Here is a 17,746-nt window from a genome sequence, read left to right as displayed (position 1 = left end):
CCTATGGTCATAGATCAGAAGGAGAGGCGCAGCGCCAGTGCCGCTAGGGTGACAAACAGCACAGGTACTGTCATCACTATGCCGACGCGGAAATAGTAACCCCAAGTTATATTGATATTTTTCTGCGCCAGCACATGCAGCCATAGCAGGGTTGCTAAACTGCCGATAGGGGTGATTTTGGGGCCTAAATCGCTGCCTATCACGTTAGCGTAGATCATGGCTACTTTAATCACGCCGGTTGCATTGCTACCGTCTATCGACAGGGCGCCGACTAACACGGTTGGCATGTTGTTCATGATGGAAGATAAAAAGGCGACTAAAAAACCTGTGCCCATAGTGGCAACCCAAAGTCCTTGTGCTGCCAAGCTGTCCAACACGTGAGATAGATAATCCGTTAAGCCTGCGTTACGCAGACCATAAACCACCAGATACATACCCAGTGAAAAGATCACTATTTGCCATGGTGCGCCGCGCAGTACCTTAGTGGTATCTATCCCATGGCCTTTCTTGGCGACCACAAACAGAATAAGCGCGCCCACGGCAGCAACTAAACTCACGGGCACGCCGAGGGGTTCTAGGCCAAAAAAGCCGACTAAGAGTAAGACTAAAACTCCCCAACCGGTTTTAAAGGTGTTGAGGTCGCGAATTGCGGCCTTAGGCTCGCGCAGTTTTTCTAGGTCGTAGGTGGCTGGAATATCTTTGCGGAAAAACACATGCAGCATCACTAATGTGGCGCTAATCGCGGCAATATCGACGGGCACCATTACAGCGGCATATTCGTTAAAGCCTATCTTGAAAAAGTCCGCGGAAACGATATTCACTAGGTTAGAGACGATTAACGGCAAACTTGCGGTATCGGCAATAAAACCTGCGGCCATCACAAAGGCTAAGGTGGCTCCGGCGCTAAAGCCCAGCGCCAGTAACATCGCAATCACGATTGGGGTGAGGATCAGCGCCGCGCCATCATTGGCGAATAAGGCTGCAACGGTAGCACCGAGTAACACTATGTAAGTAAAGAGTAAACGGCCACGACCTTTACCCCAGCGGGCCACATGCAGCGCGGCCCATTCGAAAAATCCTGACTCATCCAATAATAAACTGATGATGATCACGGCGATAAAGGTGGCGGTCGCATTCCAGACGATATTCCACACCACGGGAATATCCCCTAACTGCACTACGCCTAATAGCAAGGCCAATACGGCGCCCAAGGTGGCACTCCAACCTATGCCTAAACCCTTAGGTTGCCAAATCACTAACACTATGGTGAGAACAAAAATCGCCCCTGCCAACCACATAAAACCTCCTAAAAGGGCAGCTATTGCCTGCCCATAACCATAAAATAATGCCCATTGAGGCACATTAACGCTATTTTGCCAATTGGCTTAATCGTTCAATACCAATGGGTTCTTCTTCCTGCAGTGGGATTAATGCCAATCTAGAGGCTAAACCCCGTTGTACTTTGTCGATTTGTGCCACTTCATGGCGAGCGCGCACTTTTAATAGTGGCGAGGTTGTTCTCGCAACGGCGAGGCTGTTATTGATAAGCCATGCCCAAGGCTCGATCCCTGCACGGCGCAAATCCTCTTGTAAATTAGCGGCTTCGAGCACGGGTGTGGTTTCGGGTAGGGTGACTAATAACACCTTAGTGCGCTCTTTGTCCTGTAACTGCATCATAGGGGTTGAATAGTGAGTCGTTTCTCCCATACGTTTGGCGACTTCACGGTGGTAGGCGCCCGTGGCATCGAGTAGCAATAGGGTATGCCCAGTGGGTGCGGTATCCATGACGACAAAGCGTTTACCCGCCTCGCGGATAATCCGCGAAAATGCTTGAAATACAGCGATTTCTTCGGTGCAAGGTGAGCGTAAATCCTCTTCTAGCAAGGCCTTACCTTGGGCATCTAATTCTTTGCCTTTGGTGGCTAACACTTGTTCACGGTAGCGAGTGGTGACTTCAACAGGATCGATTCTGCTGACTTGCAAATTCGCTAATTGACCATGAAGAGTGTGTTCTAAATGCGCAGCGGGATCTGAAGTCGTCAGATGCACATCTAAACCGAGCTCCGCCAATCTCACCGCAATTGCGGCCGCTAAGGTGGTTTTACCAACACCGCCTTTGCCCATCAACATGATAAGGCCATGGTCTTGTTTAGCGATTTCACCGATGAGGTTATCCAGTGTTGGCACTTGGGGATGGCTACCTTGATGAGATTGCTCATGCTCATTAATGTTAAGTAAGTCATTGGGTTGCGCTGGCAGCAAGAGTTGGCGTAATGGTGCAACACCCACCATATTCATGGATTGCAACGGCAAGGTTTCATGGGGCAATGCCGCGAGAATGGGAGATAAATTGGCGAGCACAGCTTGTTCTCGTCGGTAGAGCGCATTGGCAAGGGGATCATCAAGTGCCGCGTTTTGGGGTAATACGCCGTTAATCACTAGATATTGATTTTTAAGGCCCACTTGACGTAACTCTTGGTGAGTGCGTTCCACTTCAATCAGAGTGGATTGCTGTGGGCGCGCAACTAAGATCAAGCGTGTCTTATCGGGATCGGCCAGTGCTATTAAGGCCTGCGCGTAACGCTCCGCCTGTTTTTCGAGGCCCGCTAATGGGCCAAGACAGGATGCCCCCTCGGGGTTCGCCTCGATAAAACTGCTCCAAGCGCCGGGGAGTTGGAGCAAGCGGATAGTATGTCCCGTTGGCGCGGTATCAAAAATAATATGATCGAAATCTTGCTGTAATGAATCATCGGTCAATAAGCCAGTAAATTCATCGAAGGCGGCAATTTCAGTAGTGCAGGCACCGGAGAGTTGCTCTTCAATACTGCGAACCACATCAGGCGGTAAGATCCCTTTGACGGGATCGACAATCCGGGCACGGTATTGTGCTGCGGCGGCTTGGGGATCAATTTCCAGAGCCGTGAGTCCAGCAACGCTATCAATAGGGGTAAGTTGATTACCTATAGTTTGCCCAAAAACCTGGCCCACATTGGAGGCTGGGTCGGTACTGACCAACAACACCCGTTTTCCTTTGTCGGCTAAGTTGATTGCTGTGGCGCAGGATAGCGAAGTCTTACCAACACCGCCTTTACCGGTAAAAAAGAGAAATGCGGGCGGATTTTTAATAAATTTCATGCTGTTATCCTTAGTTCGTTGATTAGCAGCAAGCGCTCTTGCCGCTGCAACAAGACGTCGCTTCTGTAGCTGGTGCTTCGAGAGTGATTTTGGCCCAACGGGCCAGTTCCTGACGAGTCGGATAACGGCCAGCTAAAAGCATCTCGCCATTCAGTAGAATCACGGGTAAGGACTCAGCACCTGAGGTGTCTAAAAAGCGTTTGACCAGAGCATTTTCAACAAAGGCCATAGGCTGTTGGGATAAGTTGAATCGCTCGACGGTAATGCCTTGCTGTTTCAGCCATTGGCAATCCGCGGCAAAGGTAACGAGTGTTTGATCAACGTCAGCACCACATACGCCAGTACTGCAACATAAAGCAGGATCGAATATCGAAAAATGAGTCATGGCTGTTCCTCGTAAAAAAATTTTGATTTGAATAGGAGGCGATAAATGGAGATCGACGCCTTAAAAAATCACCTAGATAGTATATATGAAATTCCATATATACTATACGCTTCAAAAAATCAGAGTCAAATCCCCTAGGGATATTCAGCGCTTAAATCTAAAAACTCTGAAGTTGATCATCTCTATACCAGCAACAAGTGACATAACTCCTATTTGCTACTGATCACATTTTTTATTTTTTTCAACTTGGTTTCACAATTGTAAATTTTAGTAAAGTGTTGGTGTTTATTAATTGATCTAAATCGCAGTTATATACCTAAAAAGATATATATTAAATTCCATACCCTTATCAGGAGTGTGGAAAATGAAGAAAGAGAATCAAGTCAACTTGGGACGGCGCCAGCTGCTCAAGTCAACTGCGGCGGGAACGGTATTAACAGGTATTGGTGGAACCTTATCTTTTACACCTATTGTCGAGGGGATTGCTGCTGAATTACCCGCGCCTCTACGTAGAACGGGCGTGGGTGAATGGCTAGCCACGACTTGCCAAGGTTGTACCTCATGGTGCGCTAAACAGATTTATGTTATGGATGGCCGCGCATTAAAAGTGAGGGGTAATCCAAACTCCGGCGTACACGGTATGTCCAGTTGCCCTCGTCAGCACTTAAGCTTACAGCAGGTTTACGATCCTGATAGATTGCGCACGCCAATGATGCGAACTAATCCTAAAAAAGGCCGCGACCAAGATCCTAAATTTGTCCCTATTAGCTGGGATAAAGCGCTGGATATGTTAGCGGATAAAATCATTGCCTTACGTGTCGCTAACGAACCACATAAATATGCGCTTCTTCGTGGAAGATACTCGCATATCAATGATTTACTCTATAAAAAAATGACCAATCTGATTGGGTCTCCTAATAATATCTCCCATAGTTCAGTGTGCGCTGAAGCCCATAAAATGGGGCCTTACTATTTAGATGGTAACTGGGGATATAACCAATACGACGTTAAAAATGCTAAATTTATCCTGTCATTTGGTGCTGATCCCATTGCGAGTAACCGTCAAGTCTCGTTTTATTCTCAAACTTGGGGAGATTCACTCGATCACGCCAAAGTAGTTGTAGTTGACCCAAGACTTTCGGCTTCGGCGGCAAAAGCCCATAAATGGATCCCGATTGAACCTGGCCAAGACAGTGTTCTCGCACTCGCTATTGCCCATGTGGCCTTAGTTGAAGGTGTATGGCATAAGCCCTTTGTTGGAGATTTTATTGAGGGTAAAAACCTGTTTAAAGCAGGTAAAACCGTCAGTGTCGAGAGCTTTAAAGAAACCCATACCTACGGTTTAGTCGAATGGTGGAACCAGGCCCTTAAAGATTACACCCCTGAATGGGCAAGCAAAATTACCGGTATTGACCCTAAAACCATTATCGCCATTGCTAAAGATATGGGGGCGGCGGCGCCTGCGGTGCAAGTATGGACATCCCGAGGTGCAGTGATGCAGGCCCGTGGTACTTATACTTCAATTTCTTGTCATGCATTAAATGGCCTATTTGGTGGCATTGATAGCAAAGGGGGCTTATTCCCCGGTAATAAAACGCCACTGCTGAAAGAATATCCAGAGGCGAAAGCCTATATGGATGAGATTGCTGCTAAAGGGGTTAAAAAGGAAAAAATTGACCAACGTGGACGTCTTGAATTTCCTGCTCTGGCAAAAGGTAAATCCGGTGGCGGCGTGATCACGGCTAACGCAGCTAACGGTATCCGTAATCAAGACCCCTACGAAATTAAAGTGATGCTGGCCTACTTCAATAACTTTAACTTCTCCAACCCCGAAGGGCAGCGTTGGGATGAAGCCTTAAGTAAAGTCGACTTTATGGCGCACATTACCACCAACGTATCTGAATTCAGTTGGTTTGCGGATGTGTTACTTCCTTCTAGTCACCATATGTTTGAAAAATGGGGCGTGTTAGATTCTATCGGTAATGGTGTCGCCCAGATTTCAATTCAACAGCCTTCGATCAAGCGCTTGTGGGATACCCGTATTGATGAATCTGAAATCCCTTACATGTTAGCTAAAAAGCTGGCCGATAAAGGGTTTGATGCACCTTGGCGTTATATTAACGAACAAATTGTTGATCCAGAAACCGGTAAACCTGCGGCGGATGAAGCTGAATTTGCTAAATTAATGGTCAGATACCTCACCGCACCATTATGGAAAGAAGATGCGTCCAAATATGGCGACAAACTGAGCTCTTGGGATGAGTTCGTGCAAAAAGGGGTGTGGAATAGCTCTCCCTATAAGCTCGAAGCTCGCTGGGGTAAGTTTAAAACAGAAACCACTAAATTTGAGTTCTACAGCAAAACCTTAGAAAAAGCGCTGCAAAGTCATGCCGATAAGCACAAAGTTAGCATCGATGAGGTAATGAAAGCCTGTGACTACCAAGCCCGTGGCCACTTAGCCTTTATTCCCCATTATGAAGAGCCCTATCGTTTTGGTGATGAATCAGAATTCCCCTTGTTATTAGTGGATCAAAAGTCACGCCTTAATAAAGAAGGACGTACCGCAAATAGTCCTTGGTACTACGAGTTTAAAGATGTCGATCCAGGTGATGTGGCCAATGAAGATGTGGCGAAATTCAACCCGATAGACGGTAAGAAATTTGGCCTTAAAGACGGTGATGAAATTCGTATTACCAGTCCTGTGGGTATGCTGACCTGCAAAGCTAAGTTATGGGAAGGTGTTCGTCCTGGGACTGTGGCTAAGTGTTTTGGGCAAGGTCATTGGGCCTATGGCCGATACGCTAGTGCTAAATTTGGTGTCACTCCAAGGGGGGGCTCAAATAATGATTTGATTGCAGACAGATACGATCGCTTAAGTGGTGCGTCGGCATTTTATGGTCATATCCGTGTTCGTGTTGAGAAAGTGTGAGGTAACCCACTATGAGATTAGGAATGGTGATTGACCTACAAAAATGTGTAGGGTGTGGCGGCTGTAGCTTAGCCTGTAAAACAGAAAACAACACGAACGACGGTATTCACTGGTCGCATCATATTGCGACCACTGAGGGTACGTTCCCTGACGTTAAATACACATATATACCGACCCTGTGTAACCATTGTGATGATGCACCATGTGTTAAAGTGTGTCCTACAGGAGCGATGCACAAAGATAAACGCGGTTTAACGCTGCAAAACAATGATGAATGCATTGGTTGCAAGAAGTGTATGAATGCTTGCCCATACGGCGTGATTAGTTTTAATGCGGCAACACCGCACCGTCGTTGGCAGGATGACTCAGAGGTGGTCGCGAACGGAACTGTATCTCCACTTATGCTACTAAAGCGTACAGGGGCTACGGCAACACCTAATGAAAACCCAGAGCGGGGTGATACCTATCCGATGATACGGCCAAAGCGTACTACAGAGAAATGTACTTTCTGTGATCATAGGCTTGATAAGGGGTTGAATCCTGCCTGTGTTGACGCTTGTCCATCTGAAGCACGGGTAATTGGTGATTTAGATGATCCGCAGAGCAAGGTATCCCAGTTGATTAAATTGCATAAACCTATGCAGTTGAAACCTGAAGCGGGAACGGGACCAAGGGTATTTTATATTCGCAGTTTTGGTGTTAAAACCGCTTATTAATCATAGAGGTTAATTTGTTAGTGAAAGCCACAGATGAGATTCTGTGGCTTTTTACTTTATACGCGCCCTATCAATCACTAAACATCAGCGAATCTAATACCCCTTGGCCGCTGTGAACACCGCCCTCTGTGACTTTGGCGGATTTGCTGCGAATTAAATACCCCGCATAGCTGGGACTCTCGGCATGGGTTTTATCATTGACGGCGGCTATGCCATCACAGTGGACGCTGAACATGCCAATTTCAGGGATCAAGTCATCGATGATGTGTATTTCGCCGTTGCGTACCACTAAAGCCTGGGTTGCTCTCGGCCTTGGGTGTAAGCGACGCATTAAGGACCATACTGGGTATTGTGCGGGCTCAAGCTCGGCTAATTTGGGGAGAATATCGGCGCCAAAAATACAATGACCGCCGCCTTCCCCTTGATTTTTTAAGACCCAAGTCTCTATTGGGGACTCGGCAATTAACTGGGGGCTCTGTGCGGTGACAGGGCGCATTTCACCGAGGAGTGACTTGACCATGCTGGCTTCTGGCTGAGTTAATCCAAACTGAGTTAAGGCCTGTTCATCCATAGTCGAGAGCAGCATTTGCATTCGTTTACTGGTTGCCAACTGCTGGCCTAAGGTCGCATTGAGGGCGATGCGATGTTGTTCAAGCAACACCCGGATCTCCATCAGGGCTTGGTAATCCCTGTTGCCATTGATGTCGATGGTTGCATAATCTGCAAATTGATAACCTGTACGCAGATAGACGGTATCAATTGTCCCCACGCCTTCGAGTATTAGCCTTTGCTGCGCGCCGGTGGTGAGTTGCCCTTGCAGTTCACTCAAGGTTCTGCGCAGGGTTTGTATTCCTTTTTGCTGCAGCGCGAGTTCGAGCAAATGCTGATCAAACACATTGTCTTCATTTTCTTGCACTAGCATCAAAAATCTTGCCGGTCCTGAATCTTCAAATTCCTGTTTTATCTTAAAGGTTGCTGTTGCTATGCCGACGGATAATTGTTCAATAGCATGATTTTCAACCAGTTCCCCCTTAGGTTGTATAGACCATTGCTGCTGTAAATAGCGATGAAGTTGATGGGCCCGCTGCCCAAAGGGGCCCATGCCAGCCGCTATGCCATTAAACTCCACCAGTTTGGGTCCTAAGTCCCGATCGTCCATAAAGTCGCTACGCATAATAAGCAGTGGCATTCTTGGGGCTGGGGTGCCAGAGCTATTTGTAGAGCTATGTGCAGAGCCATGCAGCTGTTGATGCGCTTTCAATAGCGCGGCAAAGAAGGGATCGCTTGCTGTAATAGGTTGAATAGCATCAACTAAAAAAGCATGTGCTTCAGACACATAATGGATAAGTTTACCCAGTGGTTCCACCGCACCTTTGAGATATTGATAGTGTGCTTTACTGATTAAACTGGGCGTTAGGGTAAATGGGGCGTGGCGGGCGGAATACGCAGTTTCTTTAAAGGCCATCCCATGGGTTAGCGCCCATTCTATGGCATCATCTTTGGCTGTTAGTGGCACAGTTAAATTCATGTTGATTCTCTTAAACTGACAGCGTCTATTGGCAATACCTGTCTTTGCATTTGTAGGGGGTAGCCCTAAGGCACTCACTTTAAGGGCATACAGTGAGTGCCACATCGAACTAGATCACTATTTTGTGCATTAGCTAAATAGATAGCTATACAGAAACCCTGCACCCACAGCCATGCCTAAAATAACGCTGAGAAATGCGGCAATCATCTGACCTTTAAAAATGGCTTTAAGTAATATGACTTCGGTCAAACTTGCTCCGGCGCTCCCTATGATCAACGCCATTACTGAGCCCATCGCCATGCCTTTTTGGATTAACGCGGCGCTGAGTGGGATAACCGCTTCGGCGCGAATATAGAGTGGGATCCCAATTAATGCGGCAATGGGGATCGCATACCATGTGGCTTCTCCAGCATACTGAACGATTAACTCCGTTGGCATAAATCCGTAGATCATTGAACCCAATAGCACACCGATAAACAGATAGGGCAGCACTTGTTTGAAGTCCTTCCAAGTGGCGCGCCAAACCTTTACCCAGCGGCTCTGAGGTTTGTTTTGCGGCACGGTTTGGGAAGGGCAACACGAAGTTGCAATAGGCTCAGCTTGAGTAACGCAACACAAGGTCACCGCGGGGGCGGTTTTACTATCACAACATGCGCTGACAACGGGTGCGGGGGTTACTTCGCAACCGCTACTCGCGGTCGGTGACGGTTTAGTATCGCAACATGAAGCAGCAGTGGCTGTATCTGCCTGAGCATAGGCCTCTTGACGCACATATTGTTCAAATCCGAGTTTTTCCAGCAAGTAACCTGCTATTACAGAGACACCCAGAGCGACCGTAAAATAAAATAGCGCGACCTTAAACCCAAAGGTGACCACAAAAAGCCCGATAATCACCGGATTAAGTAATGGGCTGGCAAATAGGAATACCATCATAGGGCCAAATCCCGCACGGGCCCTGAGTAAACCTTTTAAGAATGGGATAGTGGAGCAGGAGCAAAAGGGAGTGATAGACCCGAGCAAGGCGGCCACTATATAGCCTCGACCATGGCGGGAACTTAATATGGATTGCACTTTTTGCGGCGTGATGAATTCTTGCAGCATACCGACGAGGTAGCTTATGGCAAGAAATAACAAGGTTAGCTCAAATGCAAGAAAGACGAACATATTGACCGTTTCTTTCAGTATAGTGATAGTTTCGGGAGTCATTTTTTATCTCTTTTAAGTTCATTTCGAATATTCCGGAATAATAGTTGTTGAGTGGAGTTATTTCAACTCTTAATTTCTGGAAATGTAGAAATATTTAGAATGGGACTAAACGTGATCCTCAGTAAGCCCTGTAGGCTAAGTTCTTCCCTAGGCTGTTTGCCCTTCATTTTGACGTCGCTCGTGAATAGATATTTCTGGTATTATCGAATAACTTAACAAATGACTCTGAAATCACAGTACCGATATGAATACAGAAAATGCAGCTAAAGTATTGAAGGAGCTAGGGCATCCCACTCGTCTTGCCCTGTTCAGAATATTGGTAAAAGGCGGTTATGGGGGCGTTGCCGTGGGGCAATTACAGGAAGCATTACAGATCCCAGGTTCAACACTCTCACACCATATTAGCGCCTTAATGTCGGCCGGCATTATCTCCCAGCGGCGTGAGGGCAGGGTGTTATATTGTGTGCCTGACTATGAATTATTACAGGGACTGGTGCATTTTTTACAGGATCAATGTTGTAGTGAACAATGAGACGTTTGTTAGGGGATGATAAATCCTTTGATATGGATATTTACATATACGATAATTCGTATATAGTGTCGGTATCTTTATAAGGACTCATTCCTATGAAAAAACGCATACTTTTTCTCTGTGTTGGAAATTCGGCACGTTCGCAACTCGCTGAAGCCTTGTTAAAACATCAAGCACAAGATCTGTTTGAGGTATTTAGCGCGGGGACTGAGCCAGAGCCGATAGACGAACGAACCTTATATGTTTTGCAGAAAAATAATCTAGACACGAGCGAATTACGTTCTAAATCTGTCAATGAATTCAGTGGGCAATCCTTTGATTTTGTGATCAGCCTCTGTGAAAAATCCACGCAAGAATGCCAGAGTTTTCCCTTAGCAGATAAGATTATTGCTTGGGATTATCCCGATCCCAGAATAGAATCGGGCACTCGTGGGTTTGAACAAACTTTTAGAGAACTCAACGAAAGAATAAAAATGTTTGTACTCGTTCAGTCTAAGGATCTTAATGATTAATCCTACGCAATTTTTTAAATGTTTAGCCGACGAAACGCGCCTGCGTTGTTTGATGCTTATTCAGCACGAGGGTGAGCTTTGCGTCTGTGAGTTGACCGAAGCGTTGCAGGAAATTCAACCCAAGATTTCACGGCATCTAGCCCAATTACGTAAATGCGGATTGTTAGTCGATCGCCGCCAGGGGCAATGGATTTTCTATAGTATCAGTAATGACTTACCCGAATGGAGTAAGTTAGTTTTGAGTGAGGTTACCAGCCACAATCCGGTATTTCTAGAAGAAAATATGCGAAATCTATGCAAGATGGGCGGTCGCCCCGAGCGCGCTAGAGCCTGTTGCTAAAGATTGTCCGTAGCAAATAAATAAAAAATTTAATCCAAAATATATGAAATTTCATATATTAAGTCGCCAGAGGTTGATATGGCACCAGCTATAAAAGTGCTCTTTCTATGTACCCACAATGCCTGTCGTAGCATCCTTGCGGAAGCCATCGGCCGAGATCTTCTGATTAAGTTGGAGGATGTGACCTCTGCTAAATGGCAGTTTGCGAGTGCAGGCAGTGCTCCTGCGGGAGTGGTTCATCCACAAACTTTATTGCAATTAGCTCATAGAGGCTATAGTACCGAGGGCCTCAGCAGTAAAAACTGGGATGTGATGGCTGATTTTACGCCCGATCTGGTGATTACTGTGTGTGATAGTGCCGCGGGAGAAACCTGCCCTCTATGGTTAGGCCACACACTCAAGTTGCATTGGGGGTTACCGGATCCAACATCAACAGATCCCGCCGATATGGATGCACAGTTTTCCAGTGTCATTGGCACTCTTGAAAAACGTATAACAGCATTAATCTCCTTGCCGCTTTCGGCTGGTATTGATGCACAGAAGGTTTCTTTACAATCCATTGCGAGTCAGTTTCCACTTACGTAAAAAATGCACAGAGGCTTAAGTGGATGGTAATTCAATCCATAGTACAACCTATATCTTTTGCTGTGCTGTTTCGATATTGCTCAAGGAAGTCTGATTATGCTGCAACTATTTTCCGATTTAGCGAGCTGGTTAACCTTTGGGGTGATGGGCCTAGATCCCAATACTAAGCTTGCAGATGCGGTACATTTTTTTATTGAAGATACCACTAAGATTTTTGCACTCCTGTTGCTGATGATTTATGCCATCGCCTTGGTGCGGGCATCGCTCAATGTTGAGCGGGTGCGGGATTACTTAGCGGGTAAAAATCGCTTTATTGGGTATTTTATGGGCTCGGGCTTCGGCGCTGTGACCCCATTCTGCTCATGTTCGAGCATTCCGGTATTTTTAGGTTTTACCTCCGCGGGGATCCCTGTGGGGATCACTATGGCGTTTTTGATCACGTCACCGTTAATTAATGAAGTGGCCGTTCTGCTGCTGGTAAGTCTGTTGGGCTGGAAGTTCACAGTGATATACGTGTTGGTCGGTATGTCGGTGGGGATACTCGCGGGCGCCTTTTTAGACACGATCCGCGCCGAACGTTGGCTGCAGTCCTTTGCGGCAAAAGCGCTTGAACAAGGTCAGGCGCAGGCGAGTCAAGATAATAGCGAGGATATGACATCAACATCCATGACCTTCACCGAGCGACATGAGTTTGCAAAAGGCGAGACCCTAGAGATTTTTGGTCGGGTGTGGAAATGGGTCATTATTGGGGTCGGGCTTGGCGCCGCGCTCCATGGTTTTGTCCCCGATGGTTGGATTGAAGCCCACCTTGGCGATGGTCAGTGGTGGTCGGTTCCTGCCGCGGTATTGATTGGTATTCCCCTATATTCCAATGCGACAGGTGTCATTCCTATCATGGAAAGCCTTATTACTAATGGTCTTCCCATAGGCACGACATTGGCATTTTGTATGGCTACAGTAGCCGCGAGTTTCCCTGAATTTATTTTACTAAAACAGGTGATGCAATGGCGTTTACTGGCCATTGTTTTTGCCATTTTATTGATTGCATTCACCCTGATAGGGTGGATATTTAACGCTATCAGTCCCATGCTGTGAGGATTATAAAATGTTAAACATCAAAGTATTAGGTAGTGGTTGCACTAAATGCACTAAAACCGCCGAGATCATTACCGCCATTGCCAATGAGAAGGGAATCAGTATTGCCCTGGTGAAGGAAACTAATCCCGAAGTCATTATGGGTTATAAGGTGATGAGTACATCCGCCGTAGTGATCGATGAGAAGCTCGTGCATTGGGGCTCAATTCCCCATAGAGACATGATTGAATCCTGGTTAGTGGGGTAACACTTAATGTCACATCCATTTGATATTTTGTCTTTAGACAGTGGTACTCGCTTAATTTTCACCCCTTGTCCTGGGACTAAATCTGCCCCTGTAGCAGAGGCGGTGGCGACACTTAAAGCTGCGGGGACTGAAGTTATCATCACCCTGATGCCGCTTGGTGAATTGCACACCTTTGGCGCCACCTCATTACCTGATATTTGCCGTGAAACGGGGATCCGTTGGCTGCATTTACCTATAGAAGACGATGCGTCGCCCGCAGAGGAGTTTGAGTTAGCCTTTGCAAAGCACAGGGCAGAGCTACTTGCCTTGATGCAAAACAAAGCGACGATTGCGATTCATTGCCGTGGTGGTTCAGGGCGCACGGGATTAATGGCGGCAATTCTGTTGTTACTAGCGGGAGGCTCCTTGAGTGAAGTGATTACCCAAGTGCAATCGATTCGTCCTAACGCCTTAACTAATGCGCATCAGCGCAGCTATATCGACCAGTTAACGCTTTAGCATAAGAGTGACGCTTTCATCTTAAACAATAATATCAAAAAGATACGATAAAACTGAGTGTGAAGGAAACAGGTATGACAATCAAAATTGGGATCAATGGCTTTGGCCGTATGGGACGTTTAGCGCTGCGCGCCGCTTGGGGCTGGAATGACGTCGAATTTGTGCAAATTAACGATCCCGCAGGGGATGCACCGACCTTAGCCCATTTGCTGACATTCGATTCTGTGCATGGCCGTTGGCAGCATGAGGCGAACAGTGAGGGTGATGACATCATTATCGATGGCAAGCGTATTCGCTGTACGCGCAATAAAACCATCGCCGAAACCGATTGGTCTGCCTGCGATGTGGTGATTGAAGCTTCCGGTAAGATGAAGACCAAAGCCGTGCTGCAAGCTTATTTAGATCAAGGCGTTAAACGTGTTGTGGTGACGGCACCTGTTAAGGAAGAGGGCGTGTTAAACATCGTCATGGGAGTGAATCATCAGCTCTATGATAAAGCCATTCATCCGATTGTGACGGCGGCATCTTGTACCACTAACTGTTTGGCGCCAATTGTTAAAGTCATCCACGAAAACCTCGGTATAGTGCATGGTTCGATGACGACCATTCACGATATTACCAACACTCAAACGATTTTAGATGCACCGCACAAAGATCTTCGCCGCGCGCGGGCCTGTGGTTTAAGCCTTATCCCCACAACGACGGGCTCAGCGACGGCCATTACCCATATTTTCCCTGAACTCAAGGGTAAGCTAAACGGCCATGCGGTGCGCGTACCTCTGGCAAATGCATCTTTAACCGACTGTGTATTTGAGGTGAGTCGTAAAACCACCGAAGCTGAGGTCAATCGCCTGTTAAAAGAGGCCGCAGAAGGGCCATTAAAAGGCATTTTAGGTTATGAGGAACGCCCGTTAGTGTCGGTGGATTATAAAACCGATCCCCGTTCGAGCATTATCGATGCGCTGTCGACCATGATCATCAATGGCACTCAGGTCAAACTCTACGCTTGGTATGATAACGAGTGGGGTTATGCTAACCGTGCGGCCGAGCTGGCCCGTATGGTCGGACTGATGGATAAGGCATAAGTTATTATATTTAAAGGGATACTATGGCTAAGCTGACAGGGTTATTGTCCAACTTATCACCCGACATTCGCCAGTATTTAATGATCACTGGCAACTATTGGGCATTCACGCTTACCGATGGCGCATTACGTATGTTAGTGGTGCTCCATTTTCATGGCTTAGGTTATAGCCCGCTGCAAATTGCCATGCTATTCCTCTTCTATGAAATCTTTGGGGTGGTAACGAACTTAGTCGGCGGCTGGCTCGGAGCGCGTTTAGGCTTAAATAAGACCATGAATGTAGGCCTATTTATGCAGATTGTCGCCCTTAGCATGCTGCTTGTGCCTAGCGGTATGCTCACGGTTGCTTGGGTGATGGCGGCGCAGGCCTTGTCGGGTATCGCTAAAGATCTCAATAAGATGAGCGCTAAAAGCAGTATCAAGTTGTTGGTGCCCAATGATGCTCAGGGTGAGCTGTATAAGTGGGTTGCCATGCTTACTGGCTCCAAAAATGCGCTAAAGGGCGCGGGGTTCTTCTTGGGCGGTGCCTTACTGACCCTGTTTGGATTCCAGCAGGCCGTGTTAGGTATGGCGATTGGCCTATTGCTGGTGTGGATTTTTAGTCTGTTAAGTTTGCAGCGCGATTTAGGTAAAGCCAAAAACAAACCTAAGTTCACGGAAATTTTCTCTAAGAGTTCGGCGGTAAACACGCTTTCAGCCGCGCGCATGTTTTTGTTTGGTGCGCGGGATGTGTGGTTTGTGGTTGCTTTACCCGTTTATTTGGCCTCAGCCTTTGGTTGGGATCATTGGTATGTCGGCGGTTTTCTCGCACTCTGGGTAATAGGTTATGGCATAGTGCAAGGCTTCGCACCTCGCTTGACGGGGACAAAGTCGGCGAGCCAAAACAAGGTTCCCGATGGGCGTAGCGCCTTAGGTTGGGCGGCGATATTGAGCATAGTGCCGGCAGGCATTGCGCTGGCGATAAGTTATGACTTCCATGCCGCAAATATACTGATTTGGGGATTGATGCTGTTTGGCGCCTTATTCGCGATCAACTCTTCATTACACAGCTATCTTATCGTCAGTTATGCGGATGAAGATGGCGTATCGTTAGATGTGGGTTTTTACTACATGGCGAATGCTATGGGACGCTTGATCGGGACTGTGTTGTCTGGCTGGGTGTATCAAGTGTATGGCATGGCGGCTTGTCTGTGGATATCGGCGGCATTTATTGCGTTAGCGGCCCTTATCTCAATTAAGCTTCCAAGACATAGAGCGATATAAAGACATTAAACGCGAAAAAATGTCACAAACAATATGCGAATTAACATATATGTCATATTTCATATGTATTCTAGCGGTGTTACATAAAGACAGTTAAATGACACCTATGTCTCCAAATGAGGATATCAAAATATGAAAAAAACAGCACTAATGTCACTGCTTGGTTTAGGATTATTTGCTTGTGTTGCTCACGCTAGCGAGTTCGATTTGCCCGGTTTTGTCACCGAAGTAGAAGATGGTCGTTTATGGGTGTTTAAAGAGAATTCAGCTGAGTTAACTGAGTTTAAAAAGCATGGTGAGCCAGCAAAGCAATTCACAGTGATCGGCGCTGGCCCTAAGGGGATGACGGTTAAAGCGGCCGATCAAATAACCTTAGATGAATATTTAGCTAAGGTAAAAGCGAACTAATGTACTTAGTGAAGCGTTACTCGATTTTCTAAATCCCTTTTTCTATTGATGTTTTACGAGTTGGAACTTTGGTTCTAACTCGTAATATCCAAAACTTAGGTGAATTACTCTAGCCCAGATTGTTCACTGAATCAGACTTATCTAGTCTGATTCTGCGCGTAAAGCTGCCATTTGGTGTTAGCTTCGGATTATGCGCTTTCTACCCAAAACTTAGTTTCGATAAACAGTGTACTTGTAAAAATCGAACACTCAGTAAAATCGGCGTTTATAGTTTATTTTAGAGTTACTTCCAACATCGCTCTAACATCGTTAGTTTCCCGTAAATGTTTTACGCCAAGCACTTGGGCTAACGTGAAAACGTTGATTAAAATGTTTCCTAAATGACGTTGCAGTCTGAAAACCAACCATTTCAGACACTTGTTCTACAGAAAGTCTTGTACTTTCAAGAAGCTCAAGGCTACGTTGCAGACGAGTGCTTACAAGCCATTTTCCAAATGACATACCGGTAGCGTTGTTGAAATGCCGAGTAAAGGTACGACGACTCATAAATAATTGATCTGCTAAATCAGCGATGGAATATTGTTTGTCGAGGTTTTCACGTAAATAATCCAGTAACCTATTGACCTCTGCATCTTGAGTTGATTTTGGGATAGGTTGTGCAATAAATTGTGCCTGACCGCCTTCTCTGTGTGGTGGTACAACCAAGATGCGCGCAACTTTATTCGCTGTTTTTGTCCCATAAAAAGACCTCACAATATACAAGCAGCAGTCTAAAGCAGCGGCTGTACCTGCAGACGTGACTACACGGTCGCTTTCAACATAAAGTGCGTTCGTATTTAGCTTTATATTTGGAAAACGAACAGTAAAATCGTCCTCTGCCATCCAATGAGTAGCAGCTTCTTTTTCATCTAATAGCCCTGAGTAGGCTAATGCGTAAGCACCATAGCAAAGCCCCACGACCATAGCTCCTCTTGCATGAGCTCTAACCAATGCTTCAGAAATATTAGAAGTAGGCGCACTGTCTAGGTCATGCCACCCTGGAATGACGACTATATCTGCCAACTCAACGAGTTCTAATCCACCATCAGGCTGAACTGTCATCCGATTGTCAGTGTGTTGTGGCTTACCATCAATTGACACTATCTTTAAGTTAAAAATGGATTTGCCATCTGGCTGCATCGAAAAAACGGCTTGAGGCACAGCGACATGAAACACGCTGAAATGAGGGTAGAGAATCAAAGCGACAGTTGGTACTTGCATGTGCAAAGCGCTCCCAAGTGAAT

General features: G+C 46.4%; 18 protein-coding genes. 12 read left to right on the top strand and 6 right to left on the bottom strand.

Annotation, left to right across the window (positions count from 1 at the left end):
* Positions 1 to 14: 14 nt before the first annotated feature.
* The 3 genes from SHEWANA3_RS12355 to arsD all read right to left on the bottom strand — a co-directional run bounded on the left by SHEWANA3_RS12355 (position 15) and on the right by arsD (position 3,520).
* Positions 15 to 1,298: an arsenic transporter gene (locus SHEWANA3_RS12355; protein WP_011717275.1), complete on the bottom strand. Its 1,284-nt coding sequence runs from the start codon at positions 1,296 to 1,298 to the stop codon at positions 15 to 17.
* Positions 1,299 to 1,368: 70 nt separating this feature from the next.
* Positions 1,369 to 3,135: an arsenical pump-driving ATPase gene (gene arsA / locus SHEWANA3_RS12350; protein ID WP_011717274.1), complete on the bottom strand. Its 1,767-nt coding sequence runs from the start codon at positions 3,133 to 3,135 to the stop codon at positions 1,369 to 1,371.
* A 22-nt stretch (positions 3,136 to 3,157) separates the two neighbouring features.
* Entirely contained in the window at positions 3,158 to 3,520 is a 363-nt protein-coding gene (arsD, locus tag SHEWANA3_RS12345) for an arsenite efflux transporter metallochaperone ArsD (protein ID WP_011717273.1), read from the bottom strand.
* A 364-nt stretch (positions 3,521 to 3,884) separates the two neighbouring features.
* On the opposite strand from arsD, the gene arrA reads away from it, so the two are divergent.
* Positions 3,885 to 6,449 (top strand): arsenate respiratory reductase molybdopterin-containing subunit ArrA, encoded by a 2,565-nt coding sequence (gene arrA, locus SHEWANA3_RS12340; protein ID WP_011717272.1) that lies wholly within the window; start codon positions 3,885 to 3,887, stop codon positions 6,447 to 6,449.
* 11 nt (positions 6,450 to 6,460) lie between these two features.
* Complete coding sequence (arrB, locus tag SHEWANA3_RS12335) at positions 6,461 to 7,165, top strand: arsenate respiratory reductase iron-sulfur subunit ArrB (protein WP_011717271.1); 705 nt, start codon at positions 6,461 to 6,463, stop codon at positions 7,163 to 7,165.
* A gap of 70 nt (positions 7,166 to 7,235) precedes the next feature.
* Here the strand turns inward: arrB and SHEWANA3_RS12330 are convergent, their stop codons facing one another.
* Positions 7,236 to 8,693, bottom strand: coding sequence for a glutathione synthase (locus tag SHEWANA3_RS12330; protein ID WP_011717270.1), 1,458 nt, complete (start codon positions 8,691 to 8,693; stop codon positions 7,236 to 7,238).
* Positions 8,694 to 8,822: 129 nt separating this feature from the next.
* Positions 8,823 to 9,899 (bottom strand): permease, encoded by a 1,077-nt coding sequence (locus SHEWANA3_RS12325; RefSeq protein WP_011717269.1) that lies wholly within the window; start codon positions 9,897 to 9,899, stop codon positions 8,823 to 8,825.
* Positions 9,900 to 10,143: 244 nt separating this feature from the next.
* On the opposite strand from SHEWANA3_RS12325, the gene SHEWANA3_RS12320 reads away from it, so the two are divergent.
* The 10 genes from SHEWANA3_RS12320 to SHEWANA3_RS12275 all read left to right on the top strand — a co-directional run bounded on the left by SHEWANA3_RS12320 (position 10,144) and on the right by SHEWANA3_RS12275 (position 16,463).
* A complete protein-coding gene (locus tag SHEWANA3_RS12320) occupies positions 10,144 to 10,431 on the top strand; it encodes a metalloregulator ArsR/SmtB family transcription factor (RefSeq protein ID WP_011717268.1) in 288 nt (95 codons plus the stop codon).
* A 95-nt stretch (positions 10,432 to 10,526) separates the two neighbouring features.
* Complete coding sequence (locus SHEWANA3_RS12315) at positions 10,527 to 10,943, top strand: arsenate reductase ArsC (protein ID WP_011717267.1); 417 nt, start codon at positions 10,527 to 10,529, stop codon at positions 10,941 to 10,943.
* On the top strand, positions 10,936 to 11,283 hold the full coding sequence (locus SHEWANA3_RS12310) for a metalloregulator ArsR/SmtB family transcription factor (RefSeq protein WP_011717266.1): 348 nt from the start codon (positions 10,936 to 10,938) through the stop codon (positions 11,281 to 11,283). The genes SHEWANA3_RS12315 and SHEWANA3_RS12310 overlap by 8 nt, the downstream gene beginning before the upstream one ends.
* 78 nt (positions 11,284 to 11,361) lie before the next feature.
* Positions 11,362 to 11,868 (top strand): arsenate reductase ArsC, encoded by a 507-nt coding sequence (locus SHEWANA3_RS12305; protein WP_011717265.1) that lies wholly within the window; start codon positions 11,362 to 11,364, stop codon positions 11,866 to 11,868.
* 96 nt (positions 11,869 to 11,964) lie between these two features.
* On the top strand, positions 11,965 to 12,963 hold the full coding sequence (locus SHEWANA3_RS12300) for a permease (protein ID WP_011717264.1): 999 nt from the start codon (positions 11,965 to 11,967) through the stop codon (positions 12,961 to 12,963).
* Between the two features lie 10 nt (positions 12,964 to 12,973).
* Complete coding sequence (locus SHEWANA3_RS12295) at positions 12,974 to 13,210, top strand: thioredoxin family protein (protein ID WP_011717263.1); 237 nt, start codon at positions 12,974 to 12,976, stop codon at positions 13,208 to 13,210.
* A 6-nt stretch (positions 13,211 to 13,216) separates the two neighbouring features.
* Positions 13,217 to 13,708 (top strand): tyrosine-protein phosphatase, encoded by a 492-nt coding sequence (locus SHEWANA3_RS12290; protein ID WP_011717262.1) that lies wholly within the window; start codon positions 13,217 to 13,219, stop codon positions 13,706 to 13,708.
* A 74-nt stretch (positions 13,709 to 13,782) separates the two neighbouring features.
* A complete protein-coding gene (locus SHEWANA3_RS12285) occupies positions 13,783 to 14,793 on the top strand; it encodes an ArsJ-associated glyceraldehyde-3-phosphate dehydrogenase (protein ID WP_011717261.1) in 1,011 nt (336 codons plus the stop codon).
* Positions 14,794 to 14,816: 23 nt separating this feature from the next.
* A complete protein-coding gene (gene arsJ / locus SHEWANA3_RS12280; protein ID WP_011717260.1) occupies positions 14,817 to 16,055 on the top strand; it encodes an organoarsenical effux MFS transporter ArsJ in 1,239 nt (412 codons plus the stop codon).
* Between the two features lie 132 nt (positions 16,056 to 16,187).
* Complete coding sequence (locus SHEWANA3_RS12275; protein ID WP_011717259.1) at positions 16,188 to 16,463, top strand: hypothetical protein; 276 nt, start codon at positions 16,188 to 16,190, stop codon at positions 16,461 to 16,463.
* A gap of 309 nt (positions 16,464 to 16,772) precedes the next feature.
* Here SHEWANA3_RS12275 and SHEWANA3_RS12270 read toward each other — a convergent pair whose 3' ends face one another.
* A complete protein-coding gene (locus tag SHEWANA3_RS12270) occupies positions 16,773 to 17,723 on the bottom strand; it encodes a helix-turn-helix domain-containing protein (protein WP_011717258.1) in 951 nt (316 codons plus the stop codon).
* Positions 17,724 to 17,746 lie beyond the last annotated feature (23 nt).

The sequence above is a fragment of the Shewanella sp. ANA-3 genome, from assembly GCF_000203935.1.
Taxonomy (GTDB): domain Bacteria; phylum Pseudomonadota; class Gammaproteobacteria; order Enterobacterales; family Shewanellaceae; genus Shewanella.
This window is presented reverse-complemented; position numbering and strand designations above follow the sequence as displayed.